The organism is Amycolatopsis sp. NPDC004079, from assembly GCF_040610415.1.
In the GTDB taxonomy this organism is placed as follows: domain Bacteria; phylum Actinomycetota; class Actinomycetes; order Mycobacteriales; family Pseudonocardiaceae; genus Amycolatopsis; species Amycolatopsis halotolerans.
On record NZ_JBEXMH010000040.1, the window covers coordinates 69,440 to 87,677 of the forward strand.

General features: G+C 68.7%; 19 protein-coding genes and 1 pseudogene. 6 read left to right on the forward strand and 14 right to left on the reverse strand.

Going from position 1 to position 18,238, the window contains the following annotated elements:
* Window positions 1–36: 36 nt before the first annotated feature.
* A complete protein-coding gene (locus ABZX37_RS32450; protein WP_354746029.1) occupies window positions 37–762 on the reverse strand; it encodes a helix-turn-helix domain-containing protein in 726 nt (241 codons plus the stop codon).
* 207 nt (window positions 763–969) lie between these two features.
* On the opposite strand from ABZX37_RS32450, the gene ABZX37_RS32455 reads away from it, so the two are divergent.
* Entirely contained in the window at window positions 970–3,087 is a 2,118-nt protein-coding gene (locus ABZX37_RS32455; protein ID WP_354746031.1) for a DPP IV N-terminal domain-containing protein, read from the forward strand.
* Between the two features lie 53 nt (window positions 3,088–3,140).
* Window positions 3,141–3,482, forward strand: coding sequence for a hypothetical protein (locus ABZX37_RS32460; RefSeq protein ID WP_354746033.1), 342 nt, complete (start codon window positions 3,141–3,143; stop codon window positions 3,480–3,482).
* Window positions 3,483–3,503: 21 nt separating this feature from the next.
* Here ABZX37_RS32460 and ABZX37_RS32465 read toward each other — a convergent pair whose 3' ends face one another.
* The gene (locus ABZX37_RS32465) at window positions 3,504–4,673 is read right to left on the reverse strand and encodes a lactate 2-monooxygenase (RefSeq protein WP_354746035.1); all 1,170 of its coding nucleotides are present in this window, start codon (window positions 4,671–4,673) and stop codon (window positions 3,504–3,506) included.
* A 9-nt stretch (window positions 4,674–4,682) separates the two neighbouring features.
* Window positions 4,683–6,179: an aldehyde dehydrogenase family protein gene (locus ABZX37_RS32470; protein ID WP_354746037.1), complete on the reverse strand. Its 1,497-nt coding sequence runs from the start codon at window positions 6,177–6,179 to the stop codon at window positions 4,683–4,685.
* A gap of 199 nt (window positions 6,180–6,378) precedes the next feature.
* Here ABZX37_RS32470 and ABZX37_RS32475 point away from each other — a divergent pair, with 199 nt between their 5' ends.
* Complete coding sequence (locus ABZX37_RS32475) at window positions 6,379–7,014, forward strand: MBL fold metallo-hydrolase (RefSeq protein ID WP_354746039.1); 636 nt, start codon at window positions 6,379–6,381, stop codon at window positions 7,012–7,014.
* A 2-nt stretch (window positions 7,015–7,016) separates the two neighbouring features.
* Here ABZX37_RS32475 and ABZX37_RS32480 read toward each other — a convergent pair whose 3' ends face one another.
* From ABZX37_RS32480 to ABZX37_RS32490, 3 genes are all read right to left on the reverse strand, one after another.
* A complete protein-coding gene (locus ABZX37_RS32480; protein ID WP_354746041.1) occupies window positions 7,017–7,715 on the reverse strand; it encodes a DUF2334 domain-containing protein in 699 nt (232 codons plus the stop codon).
* Between the two features lie 100 nt (window positions 7,716–7,815).
* On the reverse strand, window positions 7,816–8,679 hold the full coding sequence (locus ABZX37_RS32485; protein WP_354746043.1) for a class I SAM-dependent methyltransferase: 864 nt from the start codon (window positions 8,677–8,679) through the stop codon (window positions 7,816–7,818).
* Window positions 8,680–8,820: 141 nt separating this feature from the next.
* Window positions 8,821–9,351, reverse strand: coding sequence for an NADPH-dependent FMN reductase (locus ABZX37_RS32490; protein WP_354746045.1), 531 nt, complete (start codon window positions 9,349–9,351; stop codon window positions 8,821–8,823).
* A 139-nt stretch (window positions 9,352–9,490) separates the two neighbouring features.
* Here ABZX37_RS32490 and ABZX37_RS32495 point away from each other — a divergent pair.
* Window positions 9,491–9,664 (forward strand): annotated as a pseudogene (locus ABZX37_RS32495) (5-methyltetrahydropteroyltriglutamate--homocysteine S-methyltransferase); the annotation flags it as partial.
* A gap of 617 nt (window positions 9,665–10,281) precedes the next feature.
* On the opposite strand, the gene ABZX37_RS32500 reads toward ABZX37_RS32495, so the two are convergent.
* From ABZX37_RS32500 to ABZX37_RS32510, 3 genes are all read right to left on the reverse strand, one after another.
* Window positions 10,282–11,118 carry a patatin-like phospholipase family protein gene (locus ABZX37_RS32500; protein ID WP_354746047.1) on the reverse strand — a complete coding sequence of 279 codons (837 nt, stop codon included), beginning with the start codon at window positions 11,116–11,118 and terminating at the stop codon, window positions 10,282–10,284.
* 30 nt (window positions 11,119–11,148) lie between these two features.
* Window positions 11,149–11,970 (reverse strand): helix-turn-helix transcriptional regulator, encoded by an 822-nt coding sequence (locus ABZX37_RS32505; RefSeq protein ID WP_354746048.1) that lies wholly within the window; start codon window positions 11,968–11,970, stop codon window positions 11,149–11,151.
* A gap of 75 nt (window positions 11,971–12,045) precedes the next feature.
* Window positions 12,046–12,927: a phosphoribosylaminoimidazolesuccinocarboxamide synthase gene (locus tag ABZX37_RS32510; protein WP_354746050.1), complete on the reverse strand. Its 882-nt coding sequence runs from the start codon at window positions 12,925–12,927 to the stop codon at window positions 12,046–12,048.
* Between the two features lie 47 nt (window positions 12,928–12,974).
* On the opposite strand from ABZX37_RS32510, the gene ABZX37_RS32515 reads away from it, so the two are divergent.
* Complete coding sequence (locus tag ABZX37_RS32515; RefSeq protein ID WP_354746052.1) at window positions 12,975–13,769, forward strand: SAM-dependent chlorinase/fluorinase; 795 nt, start codon at window positions 12,975–12,977, stop codon at window positions 13,767–13,769.
* Here the strand turns inward: ABZX37_RS32515 and ABZX37_RS32520 are convergent.
* Window positions 13,652–14,539, reverse strand: coding sequence for an MOSC N-terminal beta barrel domain-containing protein (locus tag ABZX37_RS32520; protein ID WP_354746054.1), 888 nt, complete (start codon window positions 14,537–14,539; stop codon window positions 13,652–13,654). The genes ABZX37_RS32515 and ABZX37_RS32520 overlap by 118 nt on opposite strands.
* A gap of 85 nt (window positions 14,540–14,624) precedes the next feature.
* On the opposite strand from ABZX37_RS32520, the gene ABZX37_RS32525 reads away from it, so the two are divergent.
* Window positions 14,625–15,146: an NUDIX hydrolase gene (locus ABZX37_RS32525; protein WP_354746056.1), complete on the forward strand. Its 522-nt coding sequence runs from the start codon at window positions 14,625–14,627 to the stop codon at window positions 15,144–15,146.
* Here the strand turns inward: ABZX37_RS32525 and ABZX37_RS32530 are convergent.
* From ABZX37_RS32530 to ABZX37_RS32545, 4 genes are read right to left on the reverse strand one after another with little or no spacing between them, the layout of a single operon-like run.
* A complete protein-coding gene (locus tag ABZX37_RS32530; RefSeq protein ID WP_354746058.1) occupies window positions 15,106–15,846 on the reverse strand; it encodes an amino acid ABC transporter ATP-binding protein in 741 nt (246 codons plus the stop codon). The genes ABZX37_RS32525 and ABZX37_RS32530 overlap by 41 nt on opposite strands.
* Window positions 15,843–16,583, reverse strand: coding sequence for an amino acid ABC transporter permease (locus ABZX37_RS32535; protein WP_354746060.1), 741 nt, complete (start codon window positions 16,581–16,583; stop codon window positions 15,843–15,845). Before ABZX37_RS32535 ends, ABZX37_RS32530 begins: the two co-directional genes overlap by 4 nt.
* A gap of 4 nt (window positions 16,584–16,587) precedes the next feature.
* A complete protein-coding gene (locus ABZX37_RS32540; RefSeq protein ID WP_354746062.1) occupies window positions 16,588–17,349 on the reverse strand; it encodes an ABC transporter substrate-binding protein in 762 nt (253 codons plus the stop codon).
* Between the two features lie 20 nt (window positions 17,350–17,369).
* Entirely contained in the window at window positions 17,370–18,173 is an 804-nt protein-coding gene (locus tag ABZX37_RS32545) for a transporter substrate-binding domain-containing protein (RefSeq protein ID WP_354746064.1), read from the reverse strand.
* Window positions 18,174–18,238 lie beyond the last annotated feature (65 nt).

Below are 18,238 nucleotides of genomic sequence, written 5' to 3' on the forward strand. Positions count from 1 at the left end.
GGTCCGACGATCTTGACCCGGAATCGAACCTGGCGGCTATCGCGAGCGTTCTTCCCGGTAGGCGTGCAGGATGTCGCGCGCCTCGTCCGCGGAACGGCGGATGCTGTCCGCGACGACGTCGACGAACCGTGCGATGCCCTCCAACCGGACGGCCGCCTGCGTGTCGGGACCCAGCACCTCGACGCCGCGCCGTGCGGTTTCGGCGAGGCGGAGGTTGGCGCTGACGGTGGCCATCATCGATGCGTAGAAGACGTCGTCGTCGACCAGGTAACGCTCGCGACGGCCCTCGTCGCGTTGCCTGCGGACCAGGCCCTGGTGTTCGAGAAAGGCGATCGCTTTCGACACCGACGCGGGGCTGACCCGCAGCCGCCGGACGAGTTCGGCGGCGGTGAGGCCGCCGGAGTCGGTGGTGTAGAGCGCGACCAACAGCCGCGCGGTCATCTTCGGCAGCCCGGCGTCGGTGAAGACGGCGGCGAACGACTCCTCGTACTCGCGCACCGCATCGGCGTCGCGTCCGTTCTCGGACGGGACTGGGCGAGCGCGACGGGCGGTCGACTGCCTGCTCCGGTGGGCGCGGTGTTCGGTGGCGTGCTGGGCGAGGTCGGCGTGGTAGCCGGCGGGACCGCCGTTGCGCAGCACCTCGCGCGTGACCGTCGAGGTGGGCCGGTCGAGCCCGCGCGCGATCTCCGCGTACGCGAGACCGTCGGCCAGCCCGAGCGCGATCTGGTGCCGTTCCTGCTGAGTGAGCCTGCCGCCGGGCATCGCGATCTCCTTCGTTCCCGGCGAGGATAGCCTTGACGTTCCTCTCATTGCAACACGTTCGTTGCGTTGAACTTAGTGCTCGTTGCAACGATCTACCGTCTTTTACCTGCAAATATCCTCCGTGAACGCAACAAGCATGTTGGCAAAATTTGGAAACGCAACGTAGCGTTTCGCAGGTCAGAAACAACTGGGGGAAGGAACCCGAGCGTGACCACCACCGAGAACTACCAAACCGCCGAGCTGCTCCTGCGCCGTCTCGCCCGCCCCGGCGAGCTGATCGTCGGCGACCGCGTCCGTCCACAGTGGATCGATGGCGGCGCGCGGTTCTGGTACGCCGTGAACCACGGCGACAGCAAGCAGTTCTTCCTCGTCGACCCGGCCGCAGGCACCCGCACGCCGGACTTCGACCCGACGCGACTGCCCGCCGTGACGCCCCCGGGCGGCCCGCTGGACGTGGCCTCGCCGGACGGCAAGGTCGCGGTGTCCCAGCGCGGCGCGGACCTCTTGGCGGTGTCCGGCGCCCGCGAATGGCCGCTGACCAGCGACGGCGCGCCCGGCTACCAGTACGGCACCAGCCCCGAAAGCCTCGGCAACGGCACTCTCCTGCGGAAGTTCGGGCTGCCGCATCTGCCGCCCGCGGTGGCGTGGTCACCGGATTCGACGAAGGTGCTGACCCACCGGACGGACGAGCGCGAGGTCCGCGAGACGCATCTGCTCGAAGCCCGGCCCGCGGACGGCAGCGCACCGACCCTGCACACCCAGCGCTACCCGTACACCGGCGACGAGCACATGGCACTGGCCGAACTGGTGGTGCTGGACGTCGCCACCGGCACGATGGTCCGCGCGCAGACCGAACCGCTGCTCGCGCCGATGATGTCGCCGGTGACGGCCAAGTGGGCGTGGTGGGCGGCGGACGGTTCGGCGGTCTATTTCCTCAGCCAGCCGCGCGATCGGCACACCCTCGCCCTGCACCGGATGGACCCGTCGACCGGCGAGGTCACCACAGTGCTCAGCGAAACCGGGCCGACTCGCGTCGAGCCCAACCAGTGGCTGTACGAGCCGCCGATCGTGCGCGTGCTGGAGAACGAGGTGCTGTGGTATTCGCAGCGCGACGGCTGGGGGCACCTGTATCGCTACGACCTGCGCACCGGCGAGCTGCTGAACCAGGTCACGTCCGGGGATTGGGCGGTGCGGCAGATCCTGCACGTCGACGGGGAGACGGTGTACTTCGTCGCCTCCGGGCTGGTCGCGGAGGATCCGTACCGGCGCACGGTGTGCCGGATCGGCTTGGACGGCACCGGATTCGCCAAGGTGACCGACGATTCGCTGGACCACGTCGTCACGATGCCGGACAGCAGGGCGTACTTCGTCGATTCGGCGTCTACTGTGGACACTCCGCCGGTGGCGACGGTCCGCGACTGGTCCGGCCGCGTGCTGGTGGAGCTGGAGCGGGCAGACATCACGAAGCTCGCCGCGACCGGCTGGACGCCGCCGGAACCGTTCCGCGTCAAGGCGGCGGACGGGATCACTGACATCTACGGCGTACTGTACCGGCCGCACGGCTTCGACCCGGCGAAGAAGTACCCGGTCGTGGACAACATCTATCCCGGCCCGCAGGTCACCCGGACCTCGCCGTCCTTCGACCCGGGCGGCATGGGCATGGACGCGGAACCCCTTGCCGCGCTTGGCTTTGTGGTGCTCGCCGTGGACGGACGCGGTACGCCGGGCCGGAACAAGGCCTTCCACGACGCGTCTTACGGCAAGCTCGCCGACGCGGGCAGCCTCGACGACCACCTCGCGGCCATGCGGCAGCTCGCCGAGACGCGGCCGTGGATGGATCTGGACCGGGTCGGCGCGTTCGGGCATTCCGGCGGCGGATTCGCGACTGTGCGGGCGATGTTGGACTACCCCGAAGTCTACCGGGCCGGCGTCGCGTTGTCCGGTTCGCACGACCCGCAGCATTTCAGTCTGGACTTCGTGGAGGCCTACGACGGTGCGGACAACCCCCGCGCGTGGGCGGCATCGTCCAATGTGGAGATCGCGGATCGGTTGGCGGGCAAGCTGTTGCTCGTGCACGGCGAGATGGACGACCGGGTGCATCCGGACAACACGCTGCGGCTCGCGGATCGGCTGATCGCGGCGAACAAGGACTTCGAGATGCTCATCGTTCCCGGCGCCGAGCACGTGTTCATCGACTGCCTGTCCTATGTTCGCGCCCGTGGCTGGGATTTCCTGGTGCGCGAGCTGATGGGCGAGCAGCCTCCCGCGTACCGGCCCGCCCCGATCGTCCTCGACCCGGAGCTGCTCAGCGAGCTGTTCGCCTGACGGTTTGTCGACATTGCCCGTTTTTGTCGGACCCTGTCGCTACGGTTCCAGCCATGAGCACTTCCCTCTACTACGACGCGAGCCGGGCGACCGCGCTCACCCCGACCGAGACAGCGGCAATCGAGCGCATCGTCACCGCCCGCCAGTCGTCTGTCCCTTACCCGGACGAGGAATCCCTCTACCTGTACGAGGAAGGCGGCAGCGAGCCGGACGAGATCGTGGCCGGGTCAACCAAAATCCCGTTCGATCCCGACCGGATGATGGCGGTGCTCGAACACGTGCTGGGCTCGGTGACCGAGTTGCGCCGCGCTCTTCCCGACGCGGAATGGCGCGTGCACCTCGACGATTTCGATCTGCCGTGGGACGAGAGCGAGGGCTACTTCCTGCCCTCGTGACGCGGGCGGCCAGGCGCTGTCTCAGGCCTGGCCGACCCGCCGCAGCGCCTCGCGAGTGAGGTCCTTAAGCGTCGGATAACCGTCGACAGCCATGATCAAGTCAGCTTCAGCGAGCAAGGTACGCAGAACATGGACAACGCCGTCCTCACCGGCCAACGACAAGCCCCACGCGTACGGGCGGCCGACGCCTACCGCGGTCGCGCCCAAGGCCAGCGCCTTCACCACGTCGGCTCCGGAGCGCACGCCGGAGTCGAACAGGACCGGCGTGCCGCCGGAAGCATCGACCACCTCGGCCAGGCAGTCCAGCGCGGGGAGACCGCCGTTGGCCTGCCGTCCGCCGTGGTTCGAGCAGTAGATCCCGTCGACGCCGCCGTCAATGGCGCGGCGGGCGTCGTCGGGATGCTGAATGCCTTTGACCAGCAGGGGAAGCTTCGTCAGCGACCGCAGCCAGGGCAGGTCTTCCCAGGTGAGCGGGTTGCCGAAAAGCTGCGCCCAGAGCCCGACGGCGGCCGCCGGGTCGTCCTCCGGGGCCTTGCCGAGCCGCTTCCGGAAGACCGGGTCGGTGACGTAGTTGGCCAGGCAATGCCCGCGCAGCTGCGGGAAGTTCGCCGTCGACAGGTCACGCGGACGCCATCCGGTGACCCAGGTGTCGAGCGTGACGACGATGCCGCGGAAACCCGCCGCCTCGGCGCGTTGCACGAGCGAGGCGGCGAGGTCGCGGTCGGTCGGCGTGTAGAGCTGGAAGAAGCCCGGGGTGTCGCCCAGTTCCGGGACGAGCGTTTCCATCGGGTCGACGCTCAGCGTCGAAGCGACCATCGGCACGCCCGTTCGCGCGCTGGCTCGCGCGGTCGCGAGATCGCCGTGGCCGTCCTGCGCGCACAGGCCGATCACCCCGACCGGCGCCATGAACAGCGGCGACGGCAGCTTCAGCCCGAACAGGTCCACCGACAGGTCGCGTTCGTTCGCGCCGACGAACATCCGCGGGACGAGGCCCCAGCGCTCGAATGCCTCGACATTCCCGCGCTGGGTCCGCTCGTCGCCCGCCCCGCCGGCCACATAGGACAGTACGGACGGCGGAAGCGCTTGTGCCGCACGCGCTTCCAGTTCCGCGTACGCCATCGGCAGGTCCGGGACGCGGCCGGACAGCCCGGCGAAGTAGATCTCGTGCTGGAAATCGCCGAAGCCGGGCAACAGTTCTCCTCAGCGCTTGCCGTGCAGGACGGTGACCAGCTTGGCGACCAGTGCGTCCGTGGATTCCTTGCGGGAGAAGGAAGTGAGCGTGAGCGGCGCGGTGAACCGCTGCCGGGCCACTGCCTTCGGGCGGGCGAACTCGCGCAGCCCCTCCGGGCCGTGGATCCGGCCGAACCCGGAATCGCCGACGCCGCCGAAGGGCAGCGACGCGATGCCGGCGAACGACAGCGGCGCGTTCACCGAAGTCATGCCCGCGCGCAGCCGCGACGCCAGCTCGGCACCGCGCGCCCGCGAGAACACCGTGGAGCCGAGGCCGTACTTGGTCGCGTTGGCCTTCTCGATCGCTTCGTCCATGTCGCGGACCCTGGCGATGGTGACGGTCGGGCCGAACGTCTCCTCGCGCACTGCCTCGGAGTCCTCCGGGACGTCGACCAGCACGGTCGGCTGGACGTAGCGGTCGCCGACGCTCTCCACGCCGCCGACCAGCGCTTTCCCGCCGCGCTTCAGGGCGTCCTCGATGTGGCTGCGGATCACCGAGAGCTGCGAGGGCATGGTGATCGGGCCGTACTGCGCGTCCTCGTCCGAACCCGCGCGCACGTTCTTCGCCTTCTCGACCACCCGCGCCACGAACTCGTCGGCCACGCGTTCGTGCACGTAGACGCGCTCGACGCCGATGCAGGTCTGGCCGGAGTTGGAGAACGCGCCCCACACGGTGGCGTCGGCCGCCGCTTCGAGGTCCGCGTCGGTGTCGACCAGCAGCGCGTCCTTGCCACCTGCCTCGATCACCACCGGGGTGAGCGTGTTCGCGGCGGCGGCCATGATCTTCTTGCCGGTGGCCGCGGAGCCGGTGAACGCGATCTTGTCGACGCCGGAGCCGACCAGCGCGGCGCCGGTCTCGCCGAAACCGGTGATCAGCTGCAGCACCGGCTGCTCGGGCACGATCTCGGCGAACGCGTCGACCAGCCATTTCCCGACGCCGGGCGTGTACTCGCTTGGCTTGAAGACGACGGCGTTGCCCGCGGCCAGCGCGTACGCGATGGAGCCGAGCGGGGTGAACACCGGATAGTTCCAGGGCCCGATCACGCCGACGACGCCGAGCGGGAGGTACTCGACGGTCGCGGCCTGGTTGGCCATCAGGAGGCCGGACGAGCGGCGGTGCTTGCCGAGCACCTTGCGGGCGTTCTTCGCCGCCCACGCGATGTGCTCGATCGCCAGCACGCTCTCGAGCTGGGCGTCCGCGACCGGCTTGCCGGTTTCGTCGCGCACGACCTGGCACAGCTGCGGGAGCCGCCGGGTGAGCACGCCCTTCCAGCGCTGCAGCCGCTCCGCGCGACCGGCGAAGCCGAGGCCGTCCCACCAGCGCGCGGCGGCCCTCGCCCGCTCGACGGCGGCGCTGACCTCGTCGGCCGTGTGCACCGGGTAGGTCCCGACGACCTCGTCGGTGGCCGGGCTGAGCGAATCGAACGTCTCGCCGACGGGCGTCGGCTTCGGCTGGACCGCGGTCATCGGCGTTCTCCCCGTCTCGGTGAACCCCCAGGCTACGAGGTTGCTGACACTCTGCCAACAGTTGCCCGGGCTTCCCGCCAGCATGTCATCCGGGGGCAGGCGCGGAAAGTCCTCCGACCGGGAGTCCTCGCTGGACGCCCTCGTGACCAGGCGCGCGGCGTAGGGTTGAACCGACCGATCTTGATAAGGAGAAAACCTGATGCGGATCGTCCATTTCGGACATTCCTGCGTACTGCTCGAGACCGCCGCGGAGCGGATTCTGCTCGACCCGGGCACGTTCTCCACCGGCTTCGAGGCCGAACGCGAACTGTCCGCGGTGCTGATCACCCACCAGCACTTCGACCACCTCGACGTCGAACGGCTGCCCGGCCTGCTCAAGGCCAACCCGGACGCGAAGCTGATCGTCGACCCCGGTTCGGCCGAGGCGATCGAGAAGCTGCACCTGGAGTTCGAGGTCGCCCGCCCCGGCGACGCGTTCGAGTTCGGCGGCACCTCGGTGTCGGTCGTCGGCGGCGAGCACGCGGTGATCCACACCGACATCCCGGTGATCCCGAACATCGGCTACCTCGTCGACCACGGCGCGTTCTACCACCCGGGCGACTCGTTCTTCGTGCCCGAGCAGAAGGTCGACGTGCTCGGCCTGCCCACCGGAGCGCCGTGGCTGAAGGCCGGCGAAGCGGTGGACTTCCTGCGCGCGGTCGCGCCGCGCCGTTCGGTGCCGATTCACGAGGCGGTGCTGGCCAACCCGGCAATGCACTACGGGCTGTTCCAGAACCTCGCCCCGGAAGGCACCGACGTAAAGGTGCTGGAGCGAGGCGTCGCGACGGAGGTCTAGGTCTAGGCAGGAGCGGTGTGGCGCAGGGAGCCGTAGGTGCTCCCGAACGCCCGATTTTCGAGGGCGACGTCCACCGCGTCCAGCAACGCCTGCCGCAAGCCGGGGCGGCTGAGGTCAGCGGCGTCAATGCCAAGCCGCACCAGCCCGCCTCGGCGCGCGGCGCGGGCGGAGGCCAGTACGAGCGCGAAGCAGCGGACAGTCTCCGTACGGTGCGACTGACTCGTGAAGTCCTGCACCCGCGCGCGCCGAATCTCGCCGGTCACCAGGTCCCGCACGGCGTTCTGGTCGGCACACAGCGCGAAGCCGTGCTCCCGCAACGCCTGCACAGTGCCAGGCGACGCGAGCCAGCGCGGCGGCGCGAAGCCGTCGACAGTCACGCCAGTCGTGTCGAGAGCCGCCTTCGCAGCGATGAGCCTCAGCCGCGCTTCGTGCGCAGGCAGCACGGCGAACTCCGCCTTGCGACCCAGGTGCACAGCGCGATGCGTCGGCGGAATGCGGTGGTCGTAGCCGTTGAGCAGCACCGAATCTCCTGCCGCCGCGCGCGTCCGGACCCAGGCCGTAACGGGCCCGTCCTCCGTGCGCGCGACGTGCAGAATCGACAACGGGACGTGCCGACGTTCGAGTTCGGCCGCCAGATGCGCACAACGGTGCAGCGTGCGCGTGGTGACCCCGGACAGCGAGACCAGCAGGCGAGCATCCACACCACCATTGCGCCGCAGCCGTGTGGCGACCGCCTGACCGCACCGTGAACTACGAGTGAGACTTAAACGGCGGACAGTCACCGCCCGGTATGCGTGCTGTTTATGCAGCGCTCCTGCGGCAGTGCCAGATGAGCATCGAAGGCACGCCTTTCGCCGCCGCGGCCAGGGCTTCCGGGGCCAACCCGTTGAGCGACCACGGCCAAAGATCCCACGGCCCACCACCCGCAACCTGCCGCGGCTCGGTGTGCGTGGGCGTCGGCTCCTGACAACTCACCGGCGCGAGACTCGCGGCGAAAAACGCGCGCAGATAGTCGCCGACCCGATGGTGGTACGTGCGCACCCGAGCCGGAGCACCGTCGGCCGTGCGTACGGACGGAATCGACCCACGCTGGACCTGCTCGGGATGCACGTCCGAGAGCACGAGGTGCCCGCCCGGCGCGAGAACACGAGCGAACTCGGCGATCACCGGCGTCAGGTCCGGCACGTGCGACAACGCGAGCCCGCAGAGCACCAGATCCTGCGAGCCGTCGTCGACCGGCAGTTCGTGCAGATCGGCGACAAGCGTCGAGTCGGCCTTGGCGCGACTGAGCATCTCGGCCGAACCATCGACGGCTACGACGTGATGACCGCGTTCGACGAGGAGGCGAGTGAGACGCCCGGTGCCGCAAGCGGCGTCGAGCGCGCGGCCGGGCGGGACGGTGTCGAGGATCTTGGTGAGATGGGGTTCGTCGGCGAAGGCGGCGTTCTCGCCGGAGTCATACGCGGCGGCCCAACGAGCGTAACCATCTCGCGGGGCGAGCTGAGTTACCTCGACGCCTTCAGCCAGCTCTCCGTCGGCCAACAATGCGCGGATCTCGGTTAGGCGCGCTTCGACGAACTCGCGATCGTGCTCGCCGGTGAACGCGCGGAGCAACGCGGCTCCTTCGATGCCGATGAGGTAGGCGAGAGGATGTTCGTAGCTCACCCTTACGGACGCTAACCGGGCAAATGCCGCAGGGCCACCGATTTTCGCGCTCGCCTAGCCGCCGTGGCTCTCTGTTCCCTTGGGGAAAGCCCGGCACACCACCGTGGTGACCGGGGCAGCTTCACGGCCAGGCTCAGCAACTCACGGATTACCCGGTTTAGCCGCCTCCACGAGCCGCCGCACCGCGACCGCGACCCGCCCGCGCAGGTCGGGATCGATGAGGGCCCCGTTCTCGACCGCCTGACGAGGAATGGGAATCCGCGCACAAGCGTCGTCGACGATGCGGGTGCCCGCGTAGGTGAGCGTCTTGCGGAGGGACTCGTGCGCGTCCGCACCGCCAGTCGGCGCGGCGACCGAAGACGCGTTGATCCACGCGACAGGTTTGCCGTACATCTCACCGCCGCCGATGGTCCAGTCGAGCAGATTCTTGAACGACCCCGGCAGGCCGCCGGCGTACTCCGGGGTGCAGAACAGGACGCCGTCCGCCGCCCCGATCGCCTCCCGCAACGCCGCGACCTCTTCAGGCAACGGATCCCGATCGAGATCAGGATTGAAGTGCGGCAGCCCGTCGAGCCCACCGTACACAGTGGACGGAGCAAACCCGGCCGCGGTCGCGATGACAGCCGCGTTGACCGAACCGGCCCGCAGACTGCCGCTGATGAGCAGAATCACGAAGCCCAGTGTGCCAGCGCGGACGGTGCTGCGGGGTCGCCTTTCTCGGCAGACGCCGAACGTTCACCCGCTGCGACCGCACGAACGCAATCGCAGCACGACAAGCCTCGGCAGCAGCCGCCTCAGACCGGACGACCACGTGGCGGGGGAGATCTCCGCCGAACAGCTGCGAGCCGTCGAGGACGACGCGATCCGCGACGTCGTGAGGATGCAGAAGGCGGCCGGCCTCGAGTCGGCGACCGACGGCGAGTTCCGCCGGTCCTCCTGGCACATGGACTTCCGCTTCGGGGAGCGCCAAACTGCGCAGAGGCTTGGCGATGGGCGGTTGGTGACGGATCGGATTCAGCCGAGCGCAAATCCTGGAGCGACCGGAGCGCAACCGCGACCGGACCCGAGCCAGAGCAGCCGCACGACCTGGCAAGACCACGGTCATCCCGCACCACAGCAGCCGCACGACCTACCAAGGCTGCGGTCATCCCGCGCCGGAACTCGCGCACAGCCAGCCGAGGCGACGATCAGCCGCGAGCCGCCAGGCGCACCAACCTCACTTCCGCGGCATCCCTCACTCCCGCACCATCCCTCACTCCAGCGACATCCGGCTCCGCCGCCTTTGCGACACGGGTTTCGCAACAGCGGAACTCGCCGCGACGAGATCCACGCCAAAGCAACCCGACCGCTCGCCGAGGCCACAGCCAACCAAACACAAGCCCCGCAGCGACCCCGGGAACCGGCAGACCCGCAAAAGAGCAAGCGCGCAACCCGCCAAGGCCGCAGCCGCCCCGCGTTGAAACGGGCACCCGCTGCCCATCGCCAGCCGAACACCGGTGCCACAGCAACCTGGGAATCACCGGCCCCCAAGCCCGCCCTCGAACAGGTGGATGGCTCGCCGAGCCAGAGATCAGCCGTGCGCCGCCGCGCAGCGCGCCAACCTCATTCCCACACCACCCCTCCCTGTTGCCCCTGCGCCAACCCAGCCGCCGCTGCCGCAGCGCGGGTTCCTGGGTCCAGTGGGTTCGGGCCGATCGCCGCGACCGAAGCCTCGTCCGGTTCCAGGACCGCGACCTTCGCGCCTGCCTCGCGGAGGTCTGCCAACACCTGTTCTAACGGACGTTCCGTCGGGAAGGCCTCCGCCGCGCCCATCGGAACCACCACCGTCACCTGGGTGAAACCTGTTGCGTAGTCGGCATTCGCGGAGGAACGGACGCCACCGTCGACATACCGCTTGCCGTTGATCGGCACCACCGGCCAGATGCCGGGCACCGCGCAGCTTGCCGCTACCGCGGCGACCAGCGGGACACCGGACGCGCGGTCGAACACCGCCGGTTCACCGGTTTCCGCTTCCACCGCAACGATCTTCACCGCACGCTCGGGCCAATCGTGGGACGGCAGGCGGGATTCGATCACCGCGCGCCGTCGCGGTTCCGGGACGGTTTTCGCGGCCAGGGCGTATTTTCCCATCCCCCGGCGGATTTCCGCCGCGGTGCTGCCCTCGGCCAGCACCGCGGCGAACTCCTCGCCGAACTTTTCCGGGTCGAACTCGGCCGCGATCTCCGCCGCTTGCAAGGACGGGTCGGTCTGCCGCGCGTACAACTGCGGCAACGGCAATCCGCTGCCCAGCTGTGCCGCCACCGCCGCGCCCGCCGACGTGCCGATCAGCACGTCGGCTCCGGTTACGTCCTGGCCCGCTTCCGCCAGCCCGGCCAGCAACCCGGTCGTCCACGCGATCCCGGCGACGCCACCGCCGCCCAACACCAAAGCTCGGCTCATGCCGCTCCTTTCACCGGTGCCCACTCTGCCCTAGGGCACCGACAATTTCCGGAGCTCCGACTCAAGCAGGGCGTCCGTCTCGGGAATCGGCAGGGCCAGCTCCAGCAACGTTTCCGCCACCTCGCGGTATTTCGCCACCCGCGCGGGACTCGAGCTGCTCGCGCTCTCCCGCAGCAACCGCTCGTGGACGATCGACGGCAGGTCCGCGAAATCGAAAATCGTGAACCCCCTGCCCAGATCGGGGTGCCGGTCCGCCGGGACCACTCGCACCTCGGCCTTGCCTTCCGCCAACCGCTCGCGCAGGTGCCACAGCTGCTCCGCCATCGCGTCCGCGCCGCCGATCCTCTTGTGCAGCGCCGTTTCCCCCAGCACCAGCACACACCGTGCGCCCGAATCGAGCACCGCTCGCCGCGACAGCCTCTCAGCTACGCACGCGTCCACTTCGTCCGCGACAGCGCCCGAAGCACCCGACAGCAGCGCTCGCGCGTACCCGCTCGTCTGCAACAACGGCGGCACCACCTCCGGCTCCCAGCCGAACACCGCGTCCGCCGTGCGCTCCCACTCCAGGTACGGCTCTTCTCCGCCGCTGTCTATCCAGTCCTGCTCTCGCGCTCCTCGCGCCATCTCCACTATTCGCCTGCGGTCCGGCCCGATCACCCTGCAGTGCGCCAGTACCGCTCCGATGTCCTCCGGCTTCGGCAGCCGCAGTCCTCGTTCCCAATTCGTCACGAAACCAGGCGTCATCCCCAGCAACCGGGCCAACTCTCTTACGCCCAGTCTTCTTCTCTCCCGCGCCGCGCGTAGCTCCAGGCCCAATGCCCTCGCGCGCGGTGTTGCGTACGGTGTGGTCATGGTTGCAGTGTGTCAGGGGGTGCCGACAGTTTTCGGGGTTCTCTCCCCCCTGGCACCTTCGCTCTTTCCCCTGTCCTACAGCCACTCCTCCAGCGACAACCCCGTCATCCTCTCGTACGCCTCCACGTACCTTCCCCTCGTCGCCTCCACCACTTCTTCCGGCAACGGCGGCGGCTGCACGTTCGACGCCCTGTCCCAGCCCGACTCCGGCCCCGTCAGCCAATTGCGCACGTACTGCTTGTCGAACGACGGCTGCACCCTTCCCGGCTCGTACCCCTCCGCCGGCCAGTACCGCGACGAATCCGGCGTCAGCACTTCGTCCGCCAGCACCAGCGCGCCCGTCTCGTCCACGCCGAACTCGAACTTCGTGTCCGCCAGCAGGATTCCGCGCTTCGCCGCCACTTCCGCGCCACGGCGGTACACCGCGAGCGTCGCCTCGCGTAGCTCCTCCGCGCGCTTCGCACCGATAGTCGCGACCACTGCGTCGAACGAAACGTTCTCGTCGTGCTCGCCGAACGCCGCCTTCGTCGCGGGCGTGAAGATCGGCGACGGCAGCTTCGAGGCCTCGACGAGACCTTCAGGCAGCTCTACGCCGCACACTGCGCCCGTACGCTGGTAATCCGAATATCCGGAACCCGTGAGGTACCCGCGCGCGACAGCCTCCACCGGAAGCATGTCGAGACGGCGTACGAGCAGCGCGCGTCCGCGTACCTCGGCAGGGATGCGCGGGTCGTCGTACGCGACAAGGTGGTTCGGGATCAGGTCCGACAACTGCTCGAACCAGAACACGCTCATCGCCGTGAGCACGCGGCCCTTGTCGGGGATAGGCGTGTCCAGGATGAAGTCGTAGGCGGAGATGCGGTCCGAGGTGACCAGCAGCAGGTGGTCGTCTCCGACCGCATACAGGTCCCGGACTTTTCCAGCGGCGATCTTCGGGTAATCGGCGAGCGTCGTCACTGCTGCACCCTAACCCGACGGCCGTCACTACGAGGATGATGCAGGTCATGGCCTACCGCTGGATCTCGTTCACTTCCGACTACGGGCTGCACGACGGCTTCGTGGCCGCCTGCCACGGGGTCATCGCCGGCATCGCGCCCGACGTACGCGTTCTCGACGTGACTCACCTCGTACCGCCGCAGCAGCTGCGCTCAGGCGCGGCGGTGCTCGCGCAGACCGTGCCGTCGCTGCCTAAGGCCGTACACCTCGCTGTCGTCGACCCAGGCGTCGGTACAGAGCGTCGCGGCATCGTGGTGGTCGCGACGCACGGCATCTTGGTCGGCCCGGACAACGGTCTGCTGTTACCCGCCGCAGAGGCGCTAGGCGGCGTGTACGCGGCGTACGTGATCGATGTGCGCACGCCGACGTCCGCGACCTTTCACGGCCGAGACATCTTCGCCCCGACAGCCGCACGGCTCGCGATGGGCGCGCACCCTGGCTCCTTCGGGCCTGCCATCCGCGACCTGGTTCGGCTGCCGGAACCGATGGTCGCCGCGTTCCCGGGCAAGCTGGTCTCGGACGTGCTGACTGTCGACCATTTCGGCAACGTCCAGCTCGCCGCCACCCCCGCCGACCTCGATCTAACCGGGTTGACCGGTGAGGTCACGGTGCACAGCGAGCACGTCGCGGTGTCCGCCGCGCTCGGCCGGACCTTCGCCGACGTGCCCCGCGGCGCGAACCTCGTCTACACCGACTCGGCGGGCAAGCTGGCCGTCGCGGTCAACGGCGGCTCGGCGGCTTCGGTGCTGCGGATCGGGCCGGCTGAGGAATGCACCATCACTGCGTCGCCGACCGCCAGCTGACCGGGCCGGGTCACCGCCGCCTTCATGCCGAAGAGGACGCCGCCGTCGGGGTCGCGGTGGTACGCGGCGAGCGAGCGAATCGGCTCCGGGCCGGAGCGCTTGCCGGTTTCCTGGTCGACCATCGGCACCGCGCAACGGACGCACAGCTTCGCGTAGGCGAACTCGGCCCCGCCGGCTTCCATCCGCCGGACGGAGTCCTCGGCGTGCGGTTCCGCCCAGCCGCGGATCACGAGGTTCGGCCGGAAGCGGTCCATCGGCACGGGTTCGGCTCCGCGTTCGGCGATTCGTTCGTTCAGGTGGTCCAAAGAGGACTCGGAGATCACGAGGATCGCGTGCCCGTCGGCGAACCTCGCGGTGCCGGGGGTTTCGCCGCTCGTCACCCGGTCGTGTTCGGGTGTGACGCCGAGGAGCACCGACGGCTGGCCGACGACGGCGGAGAACCACTCGGCGGCGTCGGTGCCCTGGTGGACGCCCTCGCCGGTCCAGTTGAAGGTGGCCGCGGGGTGCCGTTGGCCGTCCTTTTGGACCTCGATGGTCAGGTCTTCGATCCCCGGCGCGGACAGAGTGAGGCGGGTGCCGCCGTCCAGGACGCGCGGTCGGATGGCGGCCATGATCGGCGAGCGGCGCTGGCTGCGGAAGTCGCCGTCGGGGGCGGTGACGATGAATTCGCGGTCGTGCGCGAGACCGGCCGGGGTGACGTCGGCGGACTGGACTGTCGTGCCCGCGCAGCCTTTGACCGGGTAATACGTGAGCTGCGAGATCGTCCCCATGAGGTTCACGGTACCTGTTCGTCCGAAGGGGACTGGGGCGCACGATCCCGCACGGGACTGCGCGACGCCGGTATCCTGCGGACCCGTGGAGCTGCTGCCGTTCGACGAGTACGTGCGCTCGCTGCCGCGGAAGCGGATGTCGGCAGGCACCCTGCTCCGCGACGAAACCGGACGCGTCCTGCTCGTCGAGCCGTCCTATAAGGACAGTTGGGACATACCCGGCGGAGTGTGCGACGCGGGCGAGCCGCCGTGGCGCACGGCGCGCCGGGAACAAGCCGAGGAAATCGGGATCGATCGCCCGCTCGGCCCGCTGCTGGTCATCGACTACGCGCCGGACGACGGCCGGATGCCGGAAGGACTCGCGTTCATCTTCGACGGCGGCCGAACCTCCGCCGAGGAAACCGGCCGCTTCACCCTCACCGATCCGGAGATCCTGGCCGTCCATCTGCTGCCGATCGACGAGGCAGCTCAACGAGTAGCACCGTCGCTGGCCCGGCGGCTCCGAGTTGCCTGGGAAGCCGCGCGGGCCGGCGAGCGGTTCGTTCTCTGCGAGGACGGTCAGCCGCTCACAGCACCTGCGACAAGAACTGCTGCAACCGAGGACTAGCCGGTGCCTCGAACACCTGCTGCGGCGTCCCCTGCTCCACGATCCGTCCCGCGTCCATGAACGCGACCTCGTCGGCCACGCTCCGGGCGAATCCCATCTCGTGGGTGACCACGATCAGAGTGAGACCCCGCGAAGCCAGCCCAGCCATCAGGTCCAGGACGCCCTTCACCAGCTCCGGGTCCAGCGCGCTCGTCGCCTCGTCGAAGAGCATCACTTCCGGTTCCATCGCCAGCGCACGCGCGATCGCCACACGCTGTTGCTGGCCGCCGGAAAGCGCGGCTGGGCGGTACGGGGCCTTGTCGCCGAGGCCGACTTCCGCCAGCCGCGCCCGGGCGACCTCAATCGCGTCCTCTTTGGACAGACCGCGCACGCTGCGCAGCGGCAGCACGATGTTGTCCAGCACGCTTCGATGTCCGAACAGGTTGAAGTGCTGGAACACCATCCCGACGCGCTGGCGCAGTGCGTCCGGATCCGAGGCGATGACGCTCTCCCCGTCCAGCAGCAGGTCGCCGCTATCGGGTTCTTGCAGGCGGTTCACGCAGCGCAGCAAGGTCGATTTGCCGGAACCGGACGGGCCGATCACGCACGTGGTGCTCCCGCTCGGCACCTTCAGGTTCACCCCGCGCAAGACCTCCAGCGTCCCGAATCGGACGTGGATGTCCTTCAGTTCCACCGAAGACGAACGAATCGCTGTACTCATACCGTCCCACCCGCGAGCATTTCGTTGCTCTCCGCGGTCACCTTGCGACCGGTCTGCAGCCGCTTGTCGATGTAGTTCACCAGGTGCGTCAGCGGCACCGTGATCACCAGGTAGACCACCCCGGCGGCCACCAGCGGCGACAAGTTGCCCGTGTTCGCCGCGAGGTCCTGGCCGATGCGGAACAGTTCCCGTTGCGAGGTAAGGAAACCGAGGAAGTACACCAGGGTCGAGTCCTTCACCAGCGCGATGAACTGGTTCACCAGCGCGGGCAGCACCCGCCGCACGCCCTGCGGGATCACCACCAGCAGCATCGCCTTGGAATAGCTCATGCCGAGCGCGCGGCTCGCCTCCAGCTGTCCCTTGTCGACGCTCTGGATACCGGCGCGGAAGATCTCGCCGATGTAGGCGGCGGCGATCAGGCTCAGCGCGGCGATGCCCAGCGGGTACGGGTTGTTGCCCACCAAACCGCGGGCGAGCAGGCCGACGCCCTGTCCGATCACGAGGATCGTCAGGATCGCGGGCAGGCCACGGAAAATGTCCGTGTACACCCGCGCGGGCCAGCGCAGCCAGCGTTTGGTGGAAAGACCCATCACCGCGAGCACCATGCCGAGCAGGGTTCCGATGACAGCCGCCGCCACCGACAGAATCAGGGTGTTGAGCAGGCCGGTCTTGAGCAGGTCCGGGAAAACTTCCCAGATGTACTGCCAGTTCAGGAAAGTGTCGAAAAACTGATCCATCAGGCTACTTCGTCTTGAAGTCCGCGGGAACCGGGATGCTCGGCTCGAACTGCTGGTGCACCTTCGCCCAGGTGCCGTCCGCGACGGCCTTCTTGATGCCGTCGTTCAGCTTGGCCAGCAGGTCGGTGTTGCCCTTGCGCACCGCGTACCCGTGCGGAATGTTGGTGGTGATCGCCTTGGTGACCTTCAGCTCGGGGTTCTTCGTCGCGTAATCCTCCGCGGACACCTGGTCGAACACCGCGCCGTCGATCGCCGACGACTTCAGCGCGCTCAGCGCCGCCGCGTCGTTCGGGAACCGGACCGCCTGCGCCTTCGGCGCGTTCGAGGCGAGCCAGGTGTCCGACACCGTGCCCTGCACCACACCGATCCGCTTGCCGGACAACGAGTTCTCGTCCGTGATGCCCGCTGCCGGTTTCGCCTCGATGCCGAGCGACTGGTAGTTGTACGGATCGCTGAACGCCACCGTCTTCTTGCGCGCGTCGGTCTGCGCGATCGCCGAACTGCCGATGTCGAACCGGCCGTTCGCGACGCTGCCGAGCAGCGCCGAGAAATCGGTCGCCACGAATTCCAGCTTCAAACCCTCTTTCGCGGCGATATCCTTCAGCAGCTCGTTGTCGAAGCCGGTGAATTGGCCGTTCTCCTGATACGCGTTGGGCCGGGAATCGCTCAGCGTGCCGACCCGCAGGGTCTCGCCGCCGTCGCCACCGCACGCGGTGAGACCGGCGACCAGTGCCGCGGTGACGGCGGTGACGATCAGTTTCTTCATCCCACCAGTGTGCCCCGGCATCAGGAGTTCGCCACCGGGAGGCCCGGGCCGCCCTTCTCCAGCTCCTTCGCGACCGGAGCCTCCTTGAAGAACTGCGCGTGCAGCCGGGCCGCGGTGCCGTCGGCGATCGCCTTGGCCAGACCGTCGTTGATCTTCTTCAGCAGCTCGGGGTTCGACTTGGCGACCGCGAAGGCCGACGGGGTGTCCTTGTCCGCGACGGTGTAGCCGAACTCGAGCGGGAGCGTCGGGTTCTGGTCGATGTACTTCTGCCCGATGTCCTTCGGCACGACCCAGCCGTCGAGACCGCCGGTCTTCAGCTGCGCGAAACCGGCGTTGTAATCCGGGAACCGGACCACCTGCGCGCCGGCGAGCTTGCCGGCGAACTCGTCCTGCACCGAACCCTGCACGACGCCGACCCGCTTGCCCGCGAACGAGTTCGCGGCGGGCAGCGCGGCGCCCTTCTTGCTGACGACGGTGGTGAAGCTGGAGTCGTAGCCGTTGCTGAACGCCACGGTCTTCTTGCGCGCGGCGGTCGCGGAGATCGTCGAGCTGCCGATGTCGAGCTGGCCGCCCGCGACCTTGGCGAGCAGACCGGAGAACTCGGTGCCGACGAAATCGACCTTGAAGCCCTCGCGCTTGGCGATGTCCCGCAGGAGTTCGTTGTCGTAGCCGGTGAACTGGCCGTTTTCGAGGTAGATGCTGGGCGGGGCGTCGGTGAGGGTGCCGACGCGCAGGGTTTCCCCGGAAGCGTCCGAGGATCCGCACGCCGTAAGGCCCGCGGTGGCGGCGACAACGACGGCGAGCGTGCTGAGGATCTTTCTCATGACTTCTTCCTGAATATCCGGGGTGCGCAGACAAGAAGCGCCAGGCCGCGGGGTGGCGGCCTGGC